General features: G+C 60.4%; 11 protein-coding genes. 6 read left to right on the forward strand and 5 right to left on the reverse strand.

Annotation, left to right across the window (positions count from 1 at the left end; translation table 11 throughout):
* Nucleotides 1-54: 54 nt before the first annotated feature.
* Nucleotides 55-1,863 carry a sodium-extruding oxaloacetate decarboxylase subunit alpha gene (gene oadA / locus C5F71_RS12540; protein WP_029290033.1) on the reverse strand — a complete coding sequence of 603 codons (1,809 nt, stop codon included), beginning with the start codon at nt 1,861-1,863 and terminating at the stop codon, nt 55-57.
* A gap of 11 nt (nt 1,864-1,874) precedes the next feature.
* Nucleotides 1,875-3,290: an acetyl-CoA carboxylase biotin carboxylase subunit gene (locus tag C5F71_RS12545; RefSeq protein ID WP_029290035.1), complete on the reverse strand. Its 1,416-nt coding sequence runs from the start codon at nt 3,288-3,290 to the stop codon at nt 1,875-1,877.
* Between the two features lie 195 nt (nt 3,291-3,485).
* Between C5F71_RS12545 and C5F71_RS12550 the strand changes: the two genes are divergently transcribed.
* Nucleotides 3,486-4,460: a LysR family transcriptional regulator gene (locus tag C5F71_RS12550; protein WP_029290038.1), complete on the forward strand. Its 975-nt coding sequence runs from the start codon at nt 3,486-3,488 to the stop codon at nt 4,458-4,460.
* Here the strand turns inward: C5F71_RS12550 and C5F71_RS29320 are convergent.
* The 3 genes from C5F71_RS29320 to C5F71_RS12565 all read right to left on the reverse strand — a co-directional run bounded on the left by C5F71_RS29320 (nt 4,390) and on the right by C5F71_RS12565 (nt 8,831).
* Nucleotides 4,390-4,587 carry a PA3496 family putative envelope integrity protein gene (locus C5F71_RS29320; protein ID WP_104911229.1) on the reverse strand — a complete coding sequence of 66 codons (198 nt, stop codon included), beginning with the start codon at nt 4,585-4,587 and terminating at the stop codon, nt 4,390-4,392. The genes C5F71_RS12550 and C5F71_RS29320 overlap by 71 nt on opposite strands.
* A gap of 341 nt (nt 4,588-4,928) precedes the next feature.
* The gene (gene hexR / locus C5F71_RS12560) at nt 4,929-5,795 is read right to left on the reverse strand and encodes a transcriptional regulator HexR (RefSeq protein ID WP_029290040.1); all 867 of its coding nucleotides are present in this window, start codon (nt 5,793-5,795) and stop codon (nt 4,929-4,931) included.
* A 153-nt stretch (nt 5,796-5,948) separates the two neighbouring features.
* Nucleotides 5,949-8,831: an EAL domain-containing protein gene (locus C5F71_RS12565; RefSeq protein WP_070996656.1), complete on the reverse strand. Its 2,883-nt coding sequence runs from the start codon at nt 8,829-8,831 to the stop codon at nt 5,949-5,951.
* Between the two features lie 279 nt (nt 8,832-9,110).
* On the opposite strand from C5F71_RS12565, the gene uvrD reads away from it, so the two are divergent.
* From uvrD to C5F71_RS12590, 5 genes are all read left to right on the forward strand, one after another.
* The gene (uvrD, locus tag C5F71_RS12570; RefSeq protein ID WP_104911230.1) at nt 9,111-11,294 is read left to right on the forward strand and encodes a DNA helicase II; all 2,184 of its coding nucleotides are present in this window, start codon (nt 9,111-9,113) and stop codon (nt 11,292-11,294) included.
* Between the two features lie 226 nt (nt 11,295-11,520).
* The gene (locus C5F71_RS12575) at nt 11,521-12,387 is read left to right on the forward strand and encodes a Tim44 domain-containing protein (protein WP_104911231.1); all 867 of its coding nucleotides are present in this window, start codon (nt 11,521-11,523) and stop codon (nt 12,385-12,387) included.
* 185 nt (nt 12,388-12,572) lie between these two features.
* Entirely contained in the window at nt 12,573-13,070 is a 498-nt protein-coding gene (locus C5F71_RS12580; protein WP_029290050.1) for an RNA polymerase sigma factor, read from the forward strand.
* Nucleotides 13,071-13,113: 43 nt separating this feature from the next.
* Nucleotides 13,114-14,094: a FecR domain-containing protein gene (locus C5F71_RS12585; protein WP_256588134.1), complete on the forward strand. Its 981-nt coding sequence runs from the start codon at nt 13,114-13,116 to the stop codon at nt 14,092-14,094.
* Between the two features lie 172 nt (nt 14,095-14,266).
* Nucleotides 14,267-17,332: a TonB-dependent receptor domain-containing protein gene (locus tag C5F71_RS12590; protein ID WP_256588135.1), complete on the forward strand. Its 3,066-nt coding sequence runs from the start codon at nt 14,267-14,269 to the stop codon at nt 17,330-17,332.
* Nucleotides 17,333-17,363: the final 31 nt, after the last annotated feature.

The following is a 17,363-nucleotide window of genomic DNA, read 5'->3' on the forward strand; positions in this document are numbered from 1 at the left end:
AAAAAGGGGGCACATGCCCCCCGAGGATTAAGCGGTAGTGTCGAAGGCTGTGTATCAGCCTTCGATTTCGATCAGGATTTCGCCCGGGTTGACCCGGTCGCCCTTGGCCACATGAACGGCGCTGACCTTGCCGGCGATGGCCGCCTGCACTTCGGTCTCCATCTTCATCGCTTCGGTGATCAGCACGGCCTGGCCGGCCTTGACCACGTCGCCTTCCTTGACCAGCACATCCACGATATTGCCCGGCATGGCCGTACTCACATGGCCCGGCTCGCTGGCTTGCTTGCGTTTGCTGGTGCCGCCGCCGACGAATTCGTTGAGCGGTTCGAACACCACTTCTTCCGGCATGCCGTCGATGGACAGGTAGAAGTGACGCTTGCCTTCGGCCTTGACGCCGACACCGGTGATATCGACGCGGTAGCTTTCGCCGTGTACGTCGATGACGAACTCGGTCGGCACGCCTTCACCACCGGCACGGGCCACGCCGCCGGCTTCAGGGATTGGCAACAGCACTTCAGGGCTCAGGGTCCCGGCTTCGCGCTCTTCGAGGAACTTGCGTCCGATATCGGGGAACATGGCGTAGGTCAGCACGTCTTCTTCGGACTTGGCCAATGCGCCGATTTCGCCACGCAGCTTGGTCATTTCCGGCTTGAGCAGGTCGGCCGGGCGCACGTCGATCACGTCCTCGCTGCCGATGGCCTGGCGCCGCAGTTTCTCGTCCACGGTGCCCGGCGCCTTGCCGTAGCCGCCCTGCAGGTAGAGCTTCACTTCGTTGGTGATGGTCTTGTAGCGCTCGCCGGCCAGCACGTTGAAGAACGCCTGGGTGCCGACGATCTGCGAGGTTGGCGTCACCAGCGGCGGGAAGCCGAGGTCTTCGCGCACCCGCGGGATTTCGGCCAGCACTTCGCTCATGCGGTTGAGGGCGCCCTGCTCTTTCAACTGGTTGGCCAGGTTGGAAATCATCCCGCCCGGTACCTGGTTGACTTGCACGCGGGTGTCGACGGCAGTGAATTCGCTTTCGAACTGGTGGTACTTCTTGCGCACGGCGTAGAAGTACAGGCCGATTTCCTGCAGCAGTTCCAGGTCCAGGCCGGTGTCGAATTCGCTGCCTTTAAGGGCGGCGACCATCGACTCGGTGCCCGGGTGGCTGGTGCCCCAGGCGAAGCTGGAGATGGCGGTGTCGATATGGTCGGCACCGTTTTCGATGGCCTTGAGTTGGCACATCGCGGCCAGGCCAGCGGTGTCGTGGGAGTGGATAAAGATCGGCAGGCTCTGCTCGGCCTTCAGCGCCTTGACCAGCTCGCCGGTGGCGTACGGGGTCAGCAGGCCGGCCATGTCCTTGATTGCCACCGAGTCGCAACCCATGGCTTCCATTTGCTTGGCCTGGGCCACGAATGCCTCGATGGTGTGCACCGGGCTGGTGGTGTAGGCGATGGTGCCCTGGGCGTGCTTGCCCGCCGCTTTCACCGCTTCGATGGCCACGCGCAGGTTACGCACGTCGTTCATGGCATCGAAGATGCGGAACACGTCGATGCCATTCACGGCGGCCTTGGCGACGAAGGCCTTGACCACATCGTCGCTGTAGTGGCGGTAGCCCAGCAGGTTCTGGCCACGCAGAAGCATTTGCAGGCGGGTGTTAGGCAACGCGGCGCGCAGTTTGCGCAGGCGCTCCCACGGGTCTTCTTTCAAGAAACGTACGCAGGCGTCGAAGGTCGCGCCGCCCCAGACTTCCAGGGACCAGTAGCCGACTTTGTCGAGCTTGTCGCAGATCGGCAGCATGTCGTCAGTGCGCATGCGGGTCGCCAGCAACGATTGGTGGGCGTCGCGCAGGATGGTGTCGGTTACGAAGATTTTCTTAGACATTGGAATGTTCCTCACAGGCCTGCGTGGGCGGCGATGGCGGCGGCGATGGCCAGGGCCAGCTCTTCGGGTTTGCGCTTGATCGAGTAGTTGGTCAGCTCAGGGTGGCTTTCCACAAAACTGGTGTTGAACTGGCCGCTGCGGAATTCCGGATTGCGCAGGATTTCCTGGTAGTAGGCGGCGGTGGTCTTCACGCCTTGCAGGCGCATGTCGTCCAGGGCACGCAGGCCGCGGTCCATGGCTTCTTCCCAGGTCAGCGCCCACACCACCAGTTTCAGGCACATGGAGTCGTAGAACGGTGGGATGGTATAGCCGGTGTAGATCGCCGTATCGGTCCGCACACCCGGGCCGCCGGGGGCGTAGTAACGGGTGATCTTGCCGAAGCTGGGCAAAAAGTTGTTCTTCGGGTCTTCGGCGTTGATGCGGAACTGCAACGCAAAGCCACGGTGCTGGATATCTTCCTGTTTTACCGACAGCGGCAGGCCGGACGCGATGCGGATCTGCTCGCGGACGATGTCGATCCCGGTGATTTCTTCGGTGATGGTGTGTTCCACCTGGACCCGGGTGTTCATCTCCATGAAGTACACCTCGCCCTCGGCGAGCAGGAACTCCACGGTGCCGGCGTTCTCGTAGCCCACGGCCTTGGCCGCGCGCACCGACAGGTCGCCGATATAGGCGCGCTGCTCGGGGGTCAGTTGCGGGCTTGGGGCAATTTCGATGAGCTTCTGGTTACGGCGCTGGATCGAGCAGTCGCGCTCGAACAGATGCACCACGTTGCCAAAACTGTCGCCGAGGATCTGCGCCTCGATGTGCTTGGGATTGACGATGCATTTTTCCAGGAACACTTCCGCCGAGCCGAAGGCCTTGGTGGCCTCGGAGATCACGCGGGGGAAGGCTTGTTCGAGTTCTTCACGGCTGTTGCAACGACGAATGCCGCGCCCGCCACCACCGGAGGTGGCCTTGAGCATCACCGGGTAGCCGATGCGGTCACCTTCGGTCAGTGCTTCGGCGATGTCGGCAACGTTGCCTTCGGTGCCGGGGGTGACCGGCACACCCGCCTTGATCATGCTGCGGCGCGCTTCGGTCTTGTCGCCCATGCGGCGAATCACTTCGGCCGATGGACCAATGAATTTGATACCGCGTTCGGCGCAGATATCCGCCAGTTCGGCGTTTTCCGACAGGAAGCCGTAGCCGGGGTGCAATGCGTCGCAGCCGGTTTCCACCGCCAGGTTCACCAGCTTGCGCGGGTTCAGGTAGCCGGCCAGGGGCTCGGCGCCAATGCTGTGGGCCTCGTCGGCGCGCTTGACGTGCAAGGCATGGCGGTCTGCGTCGGAATAGACCGCCACCGAACGGATACCCATTTCGGCACAGGCCCGCACGATGCGGACGGCAATCTCACCACGGTTGGCGATCAGGATCTTTGTTATCACTTGGAATTTCCCTTGAGCCGATTGCTGCATTCATCGACCTGCTAGACCAGGTCGGCGCGTGACCAAATGTTTCAAGCCAGTCGCGAGATACACACTATGCGCACTTAGGGATTAACAAAAATCAATAATTATTGGGTTGTGTATAAGTAAAGACTTATAGTTGAGCGCACAGACCCCGGCGAGCCCTTTTGAATTATGCGTAAGTCATTGATGCGTATGACATTACGTCAATTGCAGATCTTTAATGAGGTCTGCGATTTGCGCTCCTACAGCCGCGCGGCTGAAGAAATGTCCCTCACTCAACCGGCGGTCAGCCTGCAAATTCGCCAGCTCGAAGAGCTGGTCGGCCAGCCGCTGTTCGACTACGTGGGCAAAAAGCTCTACATGACCGAAGCGGCCGAAGCCCTGCAACGGGCCAGCCGGGACATTTTCGGGCGCCTGGAAAACCTCGATATGCAGCTCTCGGACATGCAGGGCTCGCTGCAGGGGCAATTGAAGCTGGCGGTGGAGTCCAGCGCCAAATACTTCGTGCCGCACTTGTTCGCCGCCTTCAAGCGCCAGCACCCGGAGGTGCAGTTGCACCTGACAGTGGTCAACCGCGCCCAGGTGATCCGCCGGCTGTCGGACAACCGTGATGACCTGGTGATCATGTCCATGGTGCCTCAGGACATGGGCCTGGAGTTCCTGCCGTTTCTCAATAACCCGATTGTGGCGGTGGCCCCACCGGACCATCCGCTGAGCCTGCAAGGGCCGCTGCGCCTGCAAGACCTGGAGCCTTACACCCTGTTGCTGCGCGAACCCGGCTCCGGGACGCGTTTGGCCTGCGAGGAATACTTCAAGGAAAAGCGCGTGCACTTCACCCAGACGGTGGAAGTGGCCTCGGCCGAGGCACAGCGCGAGTGCGTGGTGGCGGGGTTGGGCGTGGCGCTTTTGACACGCCACGCCCTGAACCTGGAACTGGCCACCGGCGGGCTCAAGGAGCTGCCGGTGGAAGAGCTGCCGCTGTACCGCAGTTGGTGCCTGGTGCAGGCCAAGGCCAAACGCCTGTCACCGGTGGCCCATGCGTTCCTGGGCTTTATCCGCAGCGAGCGGGTGCAGATCAGCGCGCTGGCTGAACGCTTCGCTGGGCAGCCGCGGGTGCCTGCCAGTGCAACTCCGGGTAGTCACTGATGCTCTGCAGCAGTTGACGCTGCTCGCAGTGATCTTCAATTGCACGCCGGAACGCCATGCGGCGCTGGTCTTCCTGCTGACGACGGGTCTTGACGGTGCTGGTGCTGTCTTCGTAGTGCCGGGCCATTTCGAGTCTCCCAATGCGAGTACGGGGAGTTCAGGATGGGCGCGGGGGATGACGGTTTGGCGGCGCGGGGGTTACAGGACGATGAATACTGACCTGTGGTGAGCGGGGTGGTTGTGATGAAGAGGTTTGTTGTGGTGAACGGGCTTGCTGTGGCGAGCGGGCTTGTCGGAACGCCGCATCGCCCGCGCTGGGCTGCGTAGCAGCCCCATTCAAGAACAATGAGGTGTGTCAGACATTCCTCGTTGCCTGGTTTTGGGGCGGCTTCGCCGCCCAGCGCGGGGCAAGCCCGCTCGCCACAACAAGCCCGCTTGTCACAGCAAGCCTGTTTGCCAGGGGTCGAGTCAGTCGTCGAGGGCTTTGACGGACTTGGGTGACAACCGCAGGCTGCGCAAGCTGCGCTTGACGCTCTTGAGGTGGTTGACCAGGCTCGGGCCACGCGCCATTGCCACGCCCATCGCCAGCACGTCGATCACCACCAGGTGGGCGATACGCGAGGTCAGCGGGGTGTAGATTTCGGTGTCTTCGTGTACATCGATCGCCAGGTTGACCGTGGACAGTTCCGCCAAGGGCGTCTGGCTCGGGCACAGGGTGATCAGCGATGCGCCGCTTTCACGCACCAGGTTGGCGGTGATCAGCAAATCCTTGGAACGACCCGACTGGGAAATACAGATCGCCACGTCGGTGGGCTTCAACGTCACCGCCGACATTGCCTGCATATGCGGGTCGCTGTAGGCCGCCGCCGTCAGTAGCAAACGGAAGAATTTGTGCTGGGCATCCGCCGCCACCGCGCCGGACGCACCAAAGCCGTAGAACTCCACACGCTGGGCCTGGGACATGGCGGTCACGGCTTTTTGCAGCTCGATCGGGTCGAGCTTCTCCCGCACTTCCATCAGGGTGTGCAGGGTGGTGTCGAAAATTTTCAGGCTGTAGTCGGCGACGGAGTCGTCTTCGTGAATTGCGAACTGGCCGAAGCTGGCACCGGCCGCCAGGCTCTGGGCCAGTTTCAGCTTCAAGTCCTGGAACCCCGAGCAACCGATGGCGCGGCAGAAGCGCACGATGGTCGGCTCGCTGATGCCTACGCTGTGGGCCAGGTCAGCCATGGAACTGTGCATCACGGCCGCAGGGTCAAGCAGCACGTGATCGGCAACCTTGAGTTCCGATTTGCGTAACAGGTGGCGCGACTGGGCGATATGTTGCAACAGGTTCAAAGGGCAGGACTCTTGTTATTGGCAGACGCCAGGGATGTAGCAAGCTTGTAGTTATACTACAAGAATTGTTGATTTGCCCGTTCGATGCATCACTAAATCGCCCTACTGCCCCCTGAATCAGCGGGCATATGCCATGTAGCAGCCGATGGCGCCTCACTGGCAGTCAGGAAAATCTGCATTTTTTCGTAACAAATCCGCCAACCCTTCGGCCTCGATCGGCCGACTGATCAAATAGCCCTGCACTTCATCGCAATTTTCGGCGCGCAGGAAATCCAACTGCTGCTGGTCCTCCACGCCCTCGGCGACCACCTTGAGTGCCAGGCCGTGGGCCATGGCGATGATCGCCCGGGTAATCGCCAAGTCTTCGCGCCCCTGGCCCAGACCCCGAATAAAGGTCTGGTCGATCTTCACGTAATCCACCGGGATGCGCTTGAGGTAACTGAGGGACGAATAGCCGGTGCCAAAGTCGTCAATGGCCAGTTTCACCCCCAGGTCGCGCAATTGCTGGAAGGTGGCGATGATGTGCTCGACGCTGTCGAGCAGTTGGCTTTCGGTGAGTTCCAGCTCCAGGTACTGGGGGGCCAGCCCGGTTTCGTCCAGCACCTGGCGCACCAGGCTGACTAATTTGCCCTGGCGCAACTGGTGCACCGACAGGTTGACCGATACGCGAATCGGCGCCAGGCCTTGGCGCTGCCATTCACACGCCTGCCAGCAGGCCTGGCGCAGCACGAACTCGCCCAATGGCACAATCAACCCGGTTTCTTCTGCCAACCCGATGAAATCACCGGGCGGCACGCTGCCCCATTGCGGGTGGTCCCAACGCACCAGCGCCTCGGCGGCGTTCATCTTGCCGGTGGCCAGGCACAGCTTGGGTTGGTAGAACACCTTCAATTGGCGCTCATCGATAGCCTTGCGCAGTTGGTTTTCCAACTGCAGACGCTCCAGGGTGCTGGCCTGCAGGCTGTCGGTATAGAACTGGAAGTTGTTGCCGCCCAAATGCTTGGCGTGCTGCATGGCCATGTTCGATTGGCTGACCAACGCGGAAATTTCCCGGGCATTATCCGGTAACAGGCTGACACCGATTGAGGCGCTGACCACCAATTCGTGGCCCTCCACCGCCACCGGCACCCGCAGCTTGGCCAGCAGCCGGGTAGCCACGCGCGCCAGGCTCGACAAGCTGCCATAAGCGTCGAACAACACCGCGAACTCGTCGCCGGACAACCGCGCGATGGTGTCGGCTTCCGGTAAGGCGTTGATCAGGCGCCGGGCCATTTTCTGCAGCAATTGGTCGGCGATTTCATGGCCCAGGCTGTCATTGAGCAGCTTGAAGCGGTCCAGGTTGATATGCAGCAACGCCAGGCTACGACCGCCCTGGCGTACCCGTTGATGGGCTTCGCGCAGGCGCTCGCGGAACAGCGAGCGGTTGGCCAGCCCCGTCAGTTCGTCGTAATGGGTGAGGTAGCGCATGCGCTCCTCGGACTCGCGGCGCGCCGACAAATCAGCGAAGAAGCCCACGATATGGCTCACATTTCCCCGAACATCACGCACTACGCTCAGTTGTAGCCATTGCGGGTACAGCTCGCCGTTCTTGCGTGCCTCTACCAGTTCACCCTGCCAACTGCCGTGGCTCAACAGGGCCTGGCGAATCACCGGGAAGTGTCGGCGCGCATCGCGGCTGCACGGCAATTCCACGACGTTGCGCCCGAGCATGTCGTCGATATCAAAGCCGGTGACGCGGCTGAAGGCTTGGTTGACCGCAATCAGCACATATTCCGGGTCCAGGATCACAATGCCTTCGCTGGCCGCCTCGAACACCGTGGACGCCAGCCGCAACTGCTCCTCCACCGCCTTGCCGGCGCTGATGTCGCGCCGGGTACCGAGCATGCGTGTCACGCGTCCGCTGGCGGTACGCTCCACGGCCCGCCCGCGATCTTCGATCCACACCCAGCGCCCGTCGCCGTGGCGCACGCGGTACTCCACCTGATAGTCCTCGCTGCGACCTTTCAGGTGCTCCACCAATGCGCGCTTGAGCAGTGGCAGGTCGTCCGGGTGCAGGCGAGGCTTGAGGTCGCGCAGCATCGCCGTGACGTATTCAGGCTCCAGGCCGAACAGTTCCTTGAGCTGGGTGTGATGGACTTCATCGGTTTGCAGGTTCCAGTCCCACAATCCCAGTTCACTGGCCTGCAATGCCATGGCCAGGCGCGCCTCGCTCTTGCTCAGGGCGAGGCTGGCGGCGTCCAGTTGCTGGCCGCGCTGTTCGACACGGTGTTGCAGGCCGATTTGGGCCTCGCGCAACTCCTGCTCGACCTGGCGCCGCTGCTCGACCTCGCGCACCAGGTCCTGATTCAACTGCTCGCTGCGTTGGCGGGCCTGCTGCAGGTGCTCGATCAGGGCCTGGTTCTGGAAGCGCCGCAGCAAGCCGCGCTGGATCAGGCGATTGACCTGCCATGCCACCAGGCTCAAGGACGCCAGCAGGATCAGGCCCAGGTAACTCCAACCCTGCAATTGCGGTTCGCCGCTGCAGAATAAATAGAGGATGGTGGGGACCAGGCAGGGCAAGGCAAACGACAAAAACGCCGGCAGGCTCACTGCGTAGGCCACGCTGGCCGATAAAGTGGCCGCGCCAATCAGGCCAAACACCCAGGCCTGCTGCACGAAGCTGTCCAGTGGTACAAGGGCAATGGCCGCGCTTGCCAGGGTCAGGCCACTGGCTGCCGAGCCCAGCATGAACATCCGTCGCCAGATCGGCTGCGCCTGCCGGCTGGGCAGGGCGCTATCGAAGGCCGCCACCTGGATCACGCGCAACGCCACCAGGGCCAGCAACCACACCAGCCAACTGCCGACTTGCACATAGCGCTGCGGGCTCCAGAGCAACCAGGCGCAGACCAGGCCGTTAACCAGCATCAATAAGGTGGGCAGCAACGAACCTTGGTACAACAGACGCGTGCGCTCGACCGCCATCTCCATGGCGTAGTGCTTGCGGACAACCTGCGCCGGCGCGAGAGAAGGTCCAGGCAGGTCAGTGCTGAGGGTCATAGGCAGTGTTCTTATAATGGTGAGCCCGAAACGTCGACGGAGCATACACAAGCAGGCGTGCAGACCAAACTGCTCTGGATCATAAAAATCCGCGAATAAACCCGCGCAAACCTTTGGCCCAGAGGGGCTGAACAAGACAGGGCGCGGGCTGCAGGCGATGACTTACCGGTCATCCCTGTGGATCGATTATTTGCCGATTGTAGATCGCCGCTGTTTTTTTGTGCCGACCATCCGGCAATGGGATTTGCCCCCCTTCCCCCGGCACCCTAGAATGCGCCGATGCGCGATGATCTCTCCCTTTTGCTGAACTCCCTCAACGATGCCCAACGCCAGGCCGTAGCAGCCCCCGTTGGCCGTCAGTTGGTCCTGGCCGGTGCTGGCTCCGGTAAAACCCGAGTGCTGGTGCACCGTATCGCCTGGTTGATCCAGGTCGAGAACGCGTCCCCGCATTCCATCCTGTCGGTGACCTTCACCAACAAGGCCGCTGCCGAGATGCGCCACCGCATCGAGCAGTTGATGGGCATCAGCCCGGCCGGGATGTGGGTCGGCACCTTCCACGGCCTGGCGCACCGCTTGTTGCGGGCCCACTGGCAGGAAGCGGGCCTGGCCCAGACCTTCCAGATTCTCGACAGCGATGACCAGCAACGCCTGGTCAAGCGGGTGATCCGCGAGCTGGGCCTGGATGAGCAACGCTGGCCGGTGCGCCAGGCCCAATGGTTTATCAACGGCCAGAAAGACGAAGGCCTGCGCCCGCAACATATACAGGCCAGTGGCGACCTGTTCCTGGCCACCATGCGCAGCATCTATGAAGCCTATGAAGTGGCCTGCCAGCGTGCCGGGGTCATCGACTTCTCCGAGCTGCTGCTGCGGGCCCTCGACCTGTGGCGCGATACCCCCGGTTTGCTGGCCCATTACCAGAAGCGCTTCCGGCACATTCTGGTGGATGAGTTCCAGGACACCAACGCCGTGCAGTACGCCTGGTTGCGCCTGCTGGCCAAGGGCGGCGACAGCCTGATGGTGGTGGGCGACGACGATCAGTCGATCTACGGCTGGCGCGGCGCGAAAATCGAGAACATCTACCAGTATTCCGACGACTTCCCGGATGCCGAGACCATTCGCCTGGAGCAGAACTACCGCTCCACCGCCGGGATCCTCAAGGCCGCCAACGCCTTGATTGCCAATAACACCGGGCGCCTGGGCAAGGAGCTGTGGACCGACGGCGGCGAAGGCGAGGCGATCAACCTCTACGCGGCCTTCAACGAACACGACGAAGCGCGCTACGTGGTGGAAACCATTGAAAGCGCCCTGAAAACCGGGCTGGCCCGTAGCGATATCGCCATTCTGTACCGCTCCAACGCCCAGTCGCGGGTACTCGAGGAGGCCTTGCTGCGCGAGCGCATCCCGTACCGCATCTATGGCGGCCAGCGCTTCTTCGAACGTGCGGAAATCAAGAACGCCATGGCCTACCTGCGCCTGCTGGAAGGTCGCGGCAACGATGCGGCGCTGGAGCGGGTGATCAACGTACCGGCCCGGGGCATTGGCGAGAAAACCGTCGAGGCGATCCGCGAACACGCACGGCACAGCGATGTGTCGATGTGGGAGGCCATGCGCCTGCTGATCGTCAATAAAGGCCTGACAGGTCGCGCTGCCGGGGCGTTGGGCGGGTTTGTCGAGTTGATCGACAACCTTGCCGCCAAGTGCCTGGAAATGCCGCTGCACCTGATGACCCAGACGGTGATCGAGCAGTCGGGCCTGATCGCTTATCACGAAGCGGAAAAAGGCGAGAAAGGCCAGGCTCGGGTAGAAAACCTTGAGGAACTGGTCAGCGCCGCCCGCGCCTTCGAGAACAGCGAGGAAGATGCCGACCTGTCGCCATTGGCGGCGTTCCTCGGCCATGCATCGCTGGAAGCCGGCGATACCCAGGCCGACGAACACGAAGACAGCGTGCAGTTGATGACACTGCACAGTGCCAAGGGCCTGGAGTTTCCCTATGTGTTCCTGGTGGGCATGGAAGAAGGGCTGTTCCCGCACAAGATGAGCCTGGAAGAGCCCGGTCGCCTTGAGGAAGAACGCCGCCTGGCCTACGTTGGCATTACCCGGGCGATGCAGAACCTGGTGATGACCTACGCCGAGACGCGTCGCCTGTATGGCAGCGAGACCTACAACAAGGTGTCGCGTTTCGTACGGGAAGTGCCGAAGGGGCTGATTCAGGAAGTACGCTTGTCCAACAGCGTCAGCCGGCCGTTCGGCGGGGGCCAGCAACAGAATTCCAGCAGTATGTTTGCCGGTTCGGAAATTCCCGAAACCCCGTTCAGCCTTGGCCAGCAGGTCAGGCATGCGATCTTTGGCGAAGGGGTGATCCTCAACTTCGAAGGCGCCGGGGCCCAGGCCCGCGTGCAGGTGAACTTCGCTGAAGGCAGCAAGTGGCTGATGATGGGCTACGCCAAGCTTGAAGCGGTCTAAACGAGCTTGCTCGCGAAGATCGTCAACGATAACGCGGGCATCCTGAATGAACGTGGTGTCTTAGGGTTTTTCGCGAGCAAGCTCGCTCCTACACCGTGTACGAATACCTCCTACGGAGCATTCGGATTAGGCCTTACGCAAAAGCCCGAAACATTATGTCGCTAGCCACTGTCAGTACACCTGTGCAACATGGCGCGCGTGCAATCCACAAATGGGAATTCCCTTTATGAAACGTTTTCTTAGCATCGCCATGGCGTTGTGCATCGGCCTGACGATGAGCCTCGACGCCAACGCCAAACGCTTTGGTGGCGGCAAAAGCTCCGGCGCAGCGCCGAGCCATCAGACCAGCCAAATGGCCCCCGCCGCTGGCGGCATGGGCGGAGCGGCTGCCACCGCAGGTGCCGCAGGCGCTGCTGCCAAGGCCGGCGGTGCTTCGCGCTGGTTGGGCCCTCTGGCCGGTATCGCTGCCGGTGGCCTGCTCGCTTCCATGTTCATGGGCGGCGGCTTCCAGGGCATGCAGATCTTCGACATCCTGATCATGGCGGTCATCGCCTTTGTGATCTTCCGCTTTATCGCCGCCCGTCGCCGCAAGCAGCAGGAGCACCTGGCTCCAGCCGGCGCGCCGATGCAGCGTGAAGTGTTCGAGCAAAAGCCTGCCATGGGTTCGATCTTCGGCGGCTCGGCGGCACCTGCTGCTGCCGCTCGTCCGGTGATCAACGCGCCAGCCTGGTTCAACGAAGAGCGTTTCGTCGAAGCGGCCCGCAACCACTTCCAGTCCCTGCAGCAACACTGGGACGCCAACGAAATGGACAAGATCGCCGAGTTCGTGACCCCGCAATTGCTGGAGTTCCTCAAGCGCGAACGTGCCGAACTGGGCGACGCATTCCAGTCGACCTACATCGACGACCTGCGTGTGCAACTGGAAGGTGTGGATGACCGCGCCGACAAGACCATCGCCACCCTGACCTTCAGCGGTGTGTCGAAGACTTCGCGCTTCGACCAGGGCGAAGTGTTCAGCGAAAGCTGGAACATGGAACGTCCGCAAGGCGAAAACCAGCCTTGGCTGGTAGCCGGTATCCGCCAGAACGGCTGATCCGCAAAGGCGCATAGCCTGCTGTAACAAACACCCCGGTCGGGTGCAGCGCTCCCAAGAGCCTGCACCGTCGGGGTGTTTTTTTGACTGTGGAAAACTCAGTGCGGAGTTTTACTGGATTAATGAGAATGACTCTCATTATACTCGCCCTCCCCGGTTCTGCCCGAGCATAGGAAAGTGCCGCCGTGCTGGAAAAACTGTTCACTCAACACGCCCCTGCGTTGCATCGTTACCTGTTGCGCAAGAAGTGCTCCCCCAGCCTGGCCTCCGACCTGGTGCAGGACACATTTTTGCGCATCGCCCAGCTGGAGAGCCTGGAACGCGTGCTGTGCGCACCGTCCTATCTGTTTCGGGTGGCGCACAACCTGATGATCGACCATCACCGCCGCTTTGGTGAAAAGCGCTATGACAACGACCCCACGGCCTTTTTCGCCACGTTGGTCGATGAGACCAGTTGCCCTGAAGAACAGGCACTCGGCGCACTCGAACTGGAACACCTGGAAAGCCTGCTTGAGCGCATGCCTGCCCGTACCCGCGACGTATTTATGCTCTGCCGTGTCGAGGGCATGACGCACAAAGAGACCGCGCGCTATTTACGGATATCCACAAGCTCTGTACAAAAACACATGGCAATGGCCCTGGCCAGGATTGGTCGGGCGCTGGAACCTGGCCAAGAGGGCTGAGCCTTGTGTACGACAAAGAGCCAAAAGGTAAATAGACCCAACCGTGAACGCCTCCCCACAGACTATCGACCCGGTAGAGCGCAAAGCTGCCGACTGGGTGATGCGCCATCGCCAAGGACAGCTTTCGGCACGTGAACTCGAGGCCTTTGAGCACTGGCTGGCTGCCGATCCATTGCACGCCGCCGCCGCCGAGCGCGCCAATCGTGCGTGGCAGGCCACCGCACAGCTCAAGCAACGTCCCGGTTATGTAAAACCCCAGCGCCCGCCGCGGTCCGCCTGGCTGCGCATGCCGGTTGTCGGCGGCAGCGCCTTGGCCGCACTGACAATCGGCTGTTGGATGCTGTTGGCGCCACCTTTCTGGGTGCAAGCCCTGAACAGCGACTATCACACCGGCTTTGGCGAAGTACGCCAGATCACCCTGGCCGATGGCAGCCAGGTGCAGTTGGGCAGCCACAGCATTCTCAACCTGGCCTACGACAACCAGACCCGGCGCGTACGCTTGAGCCAGGGCGAAGCCGTGTTCACACCTGCGCCGATGAATGAACAGGAGCGTCGCCCCTTCACCGTCCAGGCACCCGGAGCCGATATCACGGCACGCGGCACCCGTTATCTAGTGGGCATTGGCAAGGATCGCGAAGGCTGGGTGGGCGTATTGCAGCACCGGGTCGAGGTCAACCTGACCGATCACGGCCGCGATGAGGCCGCCGGCTCGGCATTGCTTGAGCAGGGCAACAGCCTGCGTTTCAGCCCGAAATCGGGCCTTGTACCGCTGAGCACCAGCCCCGAGGAATTGGCCAGTTGGCAGGAAGGACGGCTGGTGTTCCAGCGTGAGTCCCTGGCCGACGCCACTGCCCGCATCAATCGCTATCGACCTGGACTGGTGCTGGTCAAAGGTGAGGCGCTGCGCAACGTCAAAATCAGTGCGGTGATGCGCCTGGATAACCTGAACGAAGCGCTCAAGCACCTGGTGGCGCAAGCCCATGGGCGGATTGTCGAGTTGCCTGGATTGACACTGATCTACTGATCAACCTTAAAAATCAAGATAAAAAACTCTATACATAGATCATAACGATCTATCGCGTTTTTGCAGCTGGGCCGTTTCTACTACATGTGAATAAATCTTATTTACTTTAGTGAGGCCGGTTTTGCAGACGCAAGAGAACAACAAAAAGTGCAAGGCAACAAAACGCACCCGGTTGAGCCTGGGAATTCGGTTGGCCGCCATTGCGCTGGTCGCCGATGCCGCGACCATCAGCCCGGTGCGGGCAGCCCCAGCCGCCAGTGCAGCGCATGCCCCGGCCACTGCTGTACATAATTTCGACGTGCCTACCCTGGCCCTGGATCAGGCCTTGGTGCTGCTGGCGCGCCAGGCCGGTGTCGAGCTTTACCTGGGCAGCAACGACTTCACCAACAGCTACGGCAACCCGGTCAAGGGTCGCCTGTCCCTGGACGCAGCGTTGCAAACATTGCTGGCCAATCAAGGTGTCACCTACAGCCTCGGCGGCCCGTCCGACCGCCCGATCATCCAGGTACAACCCGGGCCGAACTCGGCCGGCATCCTGCCTGGCGACCTGCACCCCACCTATGTGCTGGGCATGGAAGGCAAACAGTCGCGCGACGAAAAGGGCTACAACGACGTCTACGACCAGGACATCTCCACGGTCTACGCCGGCAAGGAGCAGATCGAGCGCTACAAAGGCGCGGCCCCCGCCGATATGTTCAAGGGCATGCTTAACGTGTACAGCGGCGATTCGCGTAACAGCGGCGCGCTGGACCCGAACATCCGCGGCATCCAGGGCCCGGGGCGCGTGCCGCTGACCATCGACGGCACCGAGCAGGCAATCACCGCTTATCGCGGCTATATGGGCGCCAACAACCGCAACTACATCGACCCCAACCTGATCGGTAGCATCAAGGTGTTAAAGGGCCCGAACCTGGAGCGCAACGTCTATAGCGGCATCGGCGGCGCGGTGGTGGCCAGCACCCTGAACGTCGACGACGTGCTCAAGCAGGACCAAGAATATGGTGGCGAACTTAAAATAGAAGGCAGCAACAACTCGGTGTCGCCCAAACTGCCGACGCTGATGACCGGACAAATGCCCAGCCCCGGCTATGAATACTCGCCTATCAGGGGCTATTACGATCACTCTTTGTACAAACACCCACGCACCAGCAGCAGTAACAAGCTGCTGTCCAGCGATGACTCCGCCTACCGCCTGGCACTGGCCACCCGCCAGGAAAAATTCGAACTACTGGCCGCCTACGCCTTTCGCGAAAAAGGTAACCACTACGCGGGCAAGAACAAGAGCGACTTCTACTCCAGTGGAAAGCAAGTCAACGGACAGTTTGATTACATTCCCAACCTCGCGACCATCTACAAACCGGGCGATGAAGTCCCCAACACCTCCAGCAAGATGGAGTCCTGGCTGGGCAAGGCCAAATTCAAGATCGATGAAAACCAGTCCCTGGAGTTCGGCTACCGCGACACCGATGCGCTGTATGGCGAGATCCTGCCATCACGGATCTCGTTCTTTAAACCCGGCACAACTTACGACGCCGCCACCAACGGCGTGCCGCAGTGGCCGTTGAGCCATGTGCAAAGCAAAGCCTACAACCTGGAATACAACCTCAAGCCCGAGGGAAACCCGTGGGTGGATTTCTATTCCAACCTGTGGATGACCAACACCCGCAGCGATACCTACAGCAGCGGCGGCGTTCCCAATCAAACCACCCTCGCCGACCCGGTGTACCGTAATACCGCCCTGGCCAACTCCAAGCATGATCGTATCGGCCTGACCGCAAGCAACAAGTTCAAGTTGCTCGACAGCCTCGATCTGACGCTGGGTGGTAGTTACCAGCATGAAAAGTTGGGCTCGAACGACAACTATTACGACCCCATCATCAGTGACACGTTGCGCATGTACCCTCGCGCCGGCCGCCGTGAAGAGCAGGAGTACAACTTCAAGTTCGACTGGCGTCCCGTGAGCTTCGCCAAGTTTGAGGCGGGGATGCGATATTCGTCTTATTGGGCATTTGATGATTATTTGAAAAGTGCTCAGGATAAGAGCGGAATAACAACGCAGTTTGAAGAAACCGGGCGTCGGGTGGATTACACCACGCGCAAAACAATGACGGATGCCGAATTAAAAACAACCATTGATCAGAAAATTGAAAACATGAAGGATTTCTGGGATGTTTTCGGCGCTACTGAAGCAGAGCGTTTGGCCGATATAGAAGTGATTAAACGAGAAACATCACCCATTCAAGAAATCCAACATAGGGTTAACTGGGAGAGTGATGGTAAAGGCCGCTATTCGCGCGCTAACAACCCGTGTATCAACGGCTTGAATGCAGGTGAAAATATCATTTCCTGCAGCTCTTCCGGAAACGGTGAGATCTACGAAAAAGACATCAAAGCCAAACACCAGAAAGACAGTGGCTGGACACCTTCGCTTTCTGCAACGTTCTTTACCTCGGAAAATGGCCGGGTCTACCTGCGCTACAGCGAGGCCATCCGTTACCCAAGCATGTTTGAAAGCACCATTGGCTTTTCCTCATCGATCAATCCCTGGGGGCTTGAGCCAGAGCATGCGCACAACTACGAAGCCGCCTACATCCATAACCTGGCCGGCTGGGGGGGCAGCGAAACCGCCGACATCAAGCTGAGCTATTACTACAACACCACCAAAAACGTGATCGAACGCGACCCACAACTGCGCTTCAGCAACTTGGAAAAGCAGGTCACTTCGGGTGTGGAGTTCCAAGGGCGCTACGATAATGGACGGTTTTTCACCGACATGAGCATTGGTCATGTCCTGAAAAACAGAGTCTGCGATGAAAACTCGGCTGTCTCCGTCAGCACCGACGGCAGTACCCCCAACTGCGTGGATGACGGATTTGTAGGCGGATACCTGGTGAGCATGGCAATGCCGGAGTGGACTGCCAACCTTGGTCTGGGTGCGCGATTCCTTGATCGAAAGCTGGAAGTGGGCGGACGGGCTATTTATTACCGCCAACATGAAAACAAGTTTTATGACAACTACCCCAACAGCGCCATGGTCAGTTATTACCTGAATACGCCTATGTCATGGGACAAGATCGTCACTTATGACGCCTACGTGAACTACAAGTTGACCGATGACGCATCCATCGAGTTAACCGGCACCAACTTGAGCAACCTTTATTACATCGACCCACTGACGCGTTCGGCCATGCCTGCGCCGGGTCGAACTTTGAAGCTCGGTTTCACCGCTACTTTTTAATCCTGGAGGTATTGCATGGGAGGCTAAGAAG

Origin of the sequence: Pseudomonas sp. LG1D9, from assembly GCF_002949995.1 — a bacterium.
Classification (GTDB): Bacteria; Pseudomonadota; Gammaproteobacteria; order Pseudomonadales; family Pseudomonadaceae; genus Aquipseudomonas; species Aquipseudomonas proteolytica.

Bases quoted from the DNA above. Each gene is read 5' to 3' on its own strand.
- oadA (WP_029290033.1), bottom strand. From the start codon at position 1,863: ATGTCTAAGAAAATCTTCGTAACCGACACCATCCTGCGCGACGCCCAC.
- C5F71_RS12550 (WP_029290038.1), top strand. From the start codon at position 3,486: ATGCGTAAGTCATTGATGCGTATGACATTACGTCAATTGCAGATCTTT.
- C5F71_RS29320 (WP_104911229.1), bottom strand. From the start codon at position 4,587: ATGGCCCGGCACTACGAAGACAGCACCAGCACCGTCAAGACCCGTCGT.
- C5F71_RS12565 (WP_070996656.1), bottom strand. From the start codon at position 8,831: ATGACCCTCAGCACTGACCTGCCTGGACCTTCTCTCGCGCCGGCGCAG.
- uvrD (WP_104911230.1), top strand. From the start codon at position 9,111: ATGCGCGATGATCTCTCCCTTTTGCTGAACTCCCTCAACGATGCCCAA.
- C5F71_RS12575 (WP_104911231.1), top strand. From the start codon at position 11,521: ATGAAACGTTTTCTTAGCATCGCCATGGCGTTGTGCATCGGCCTGACG.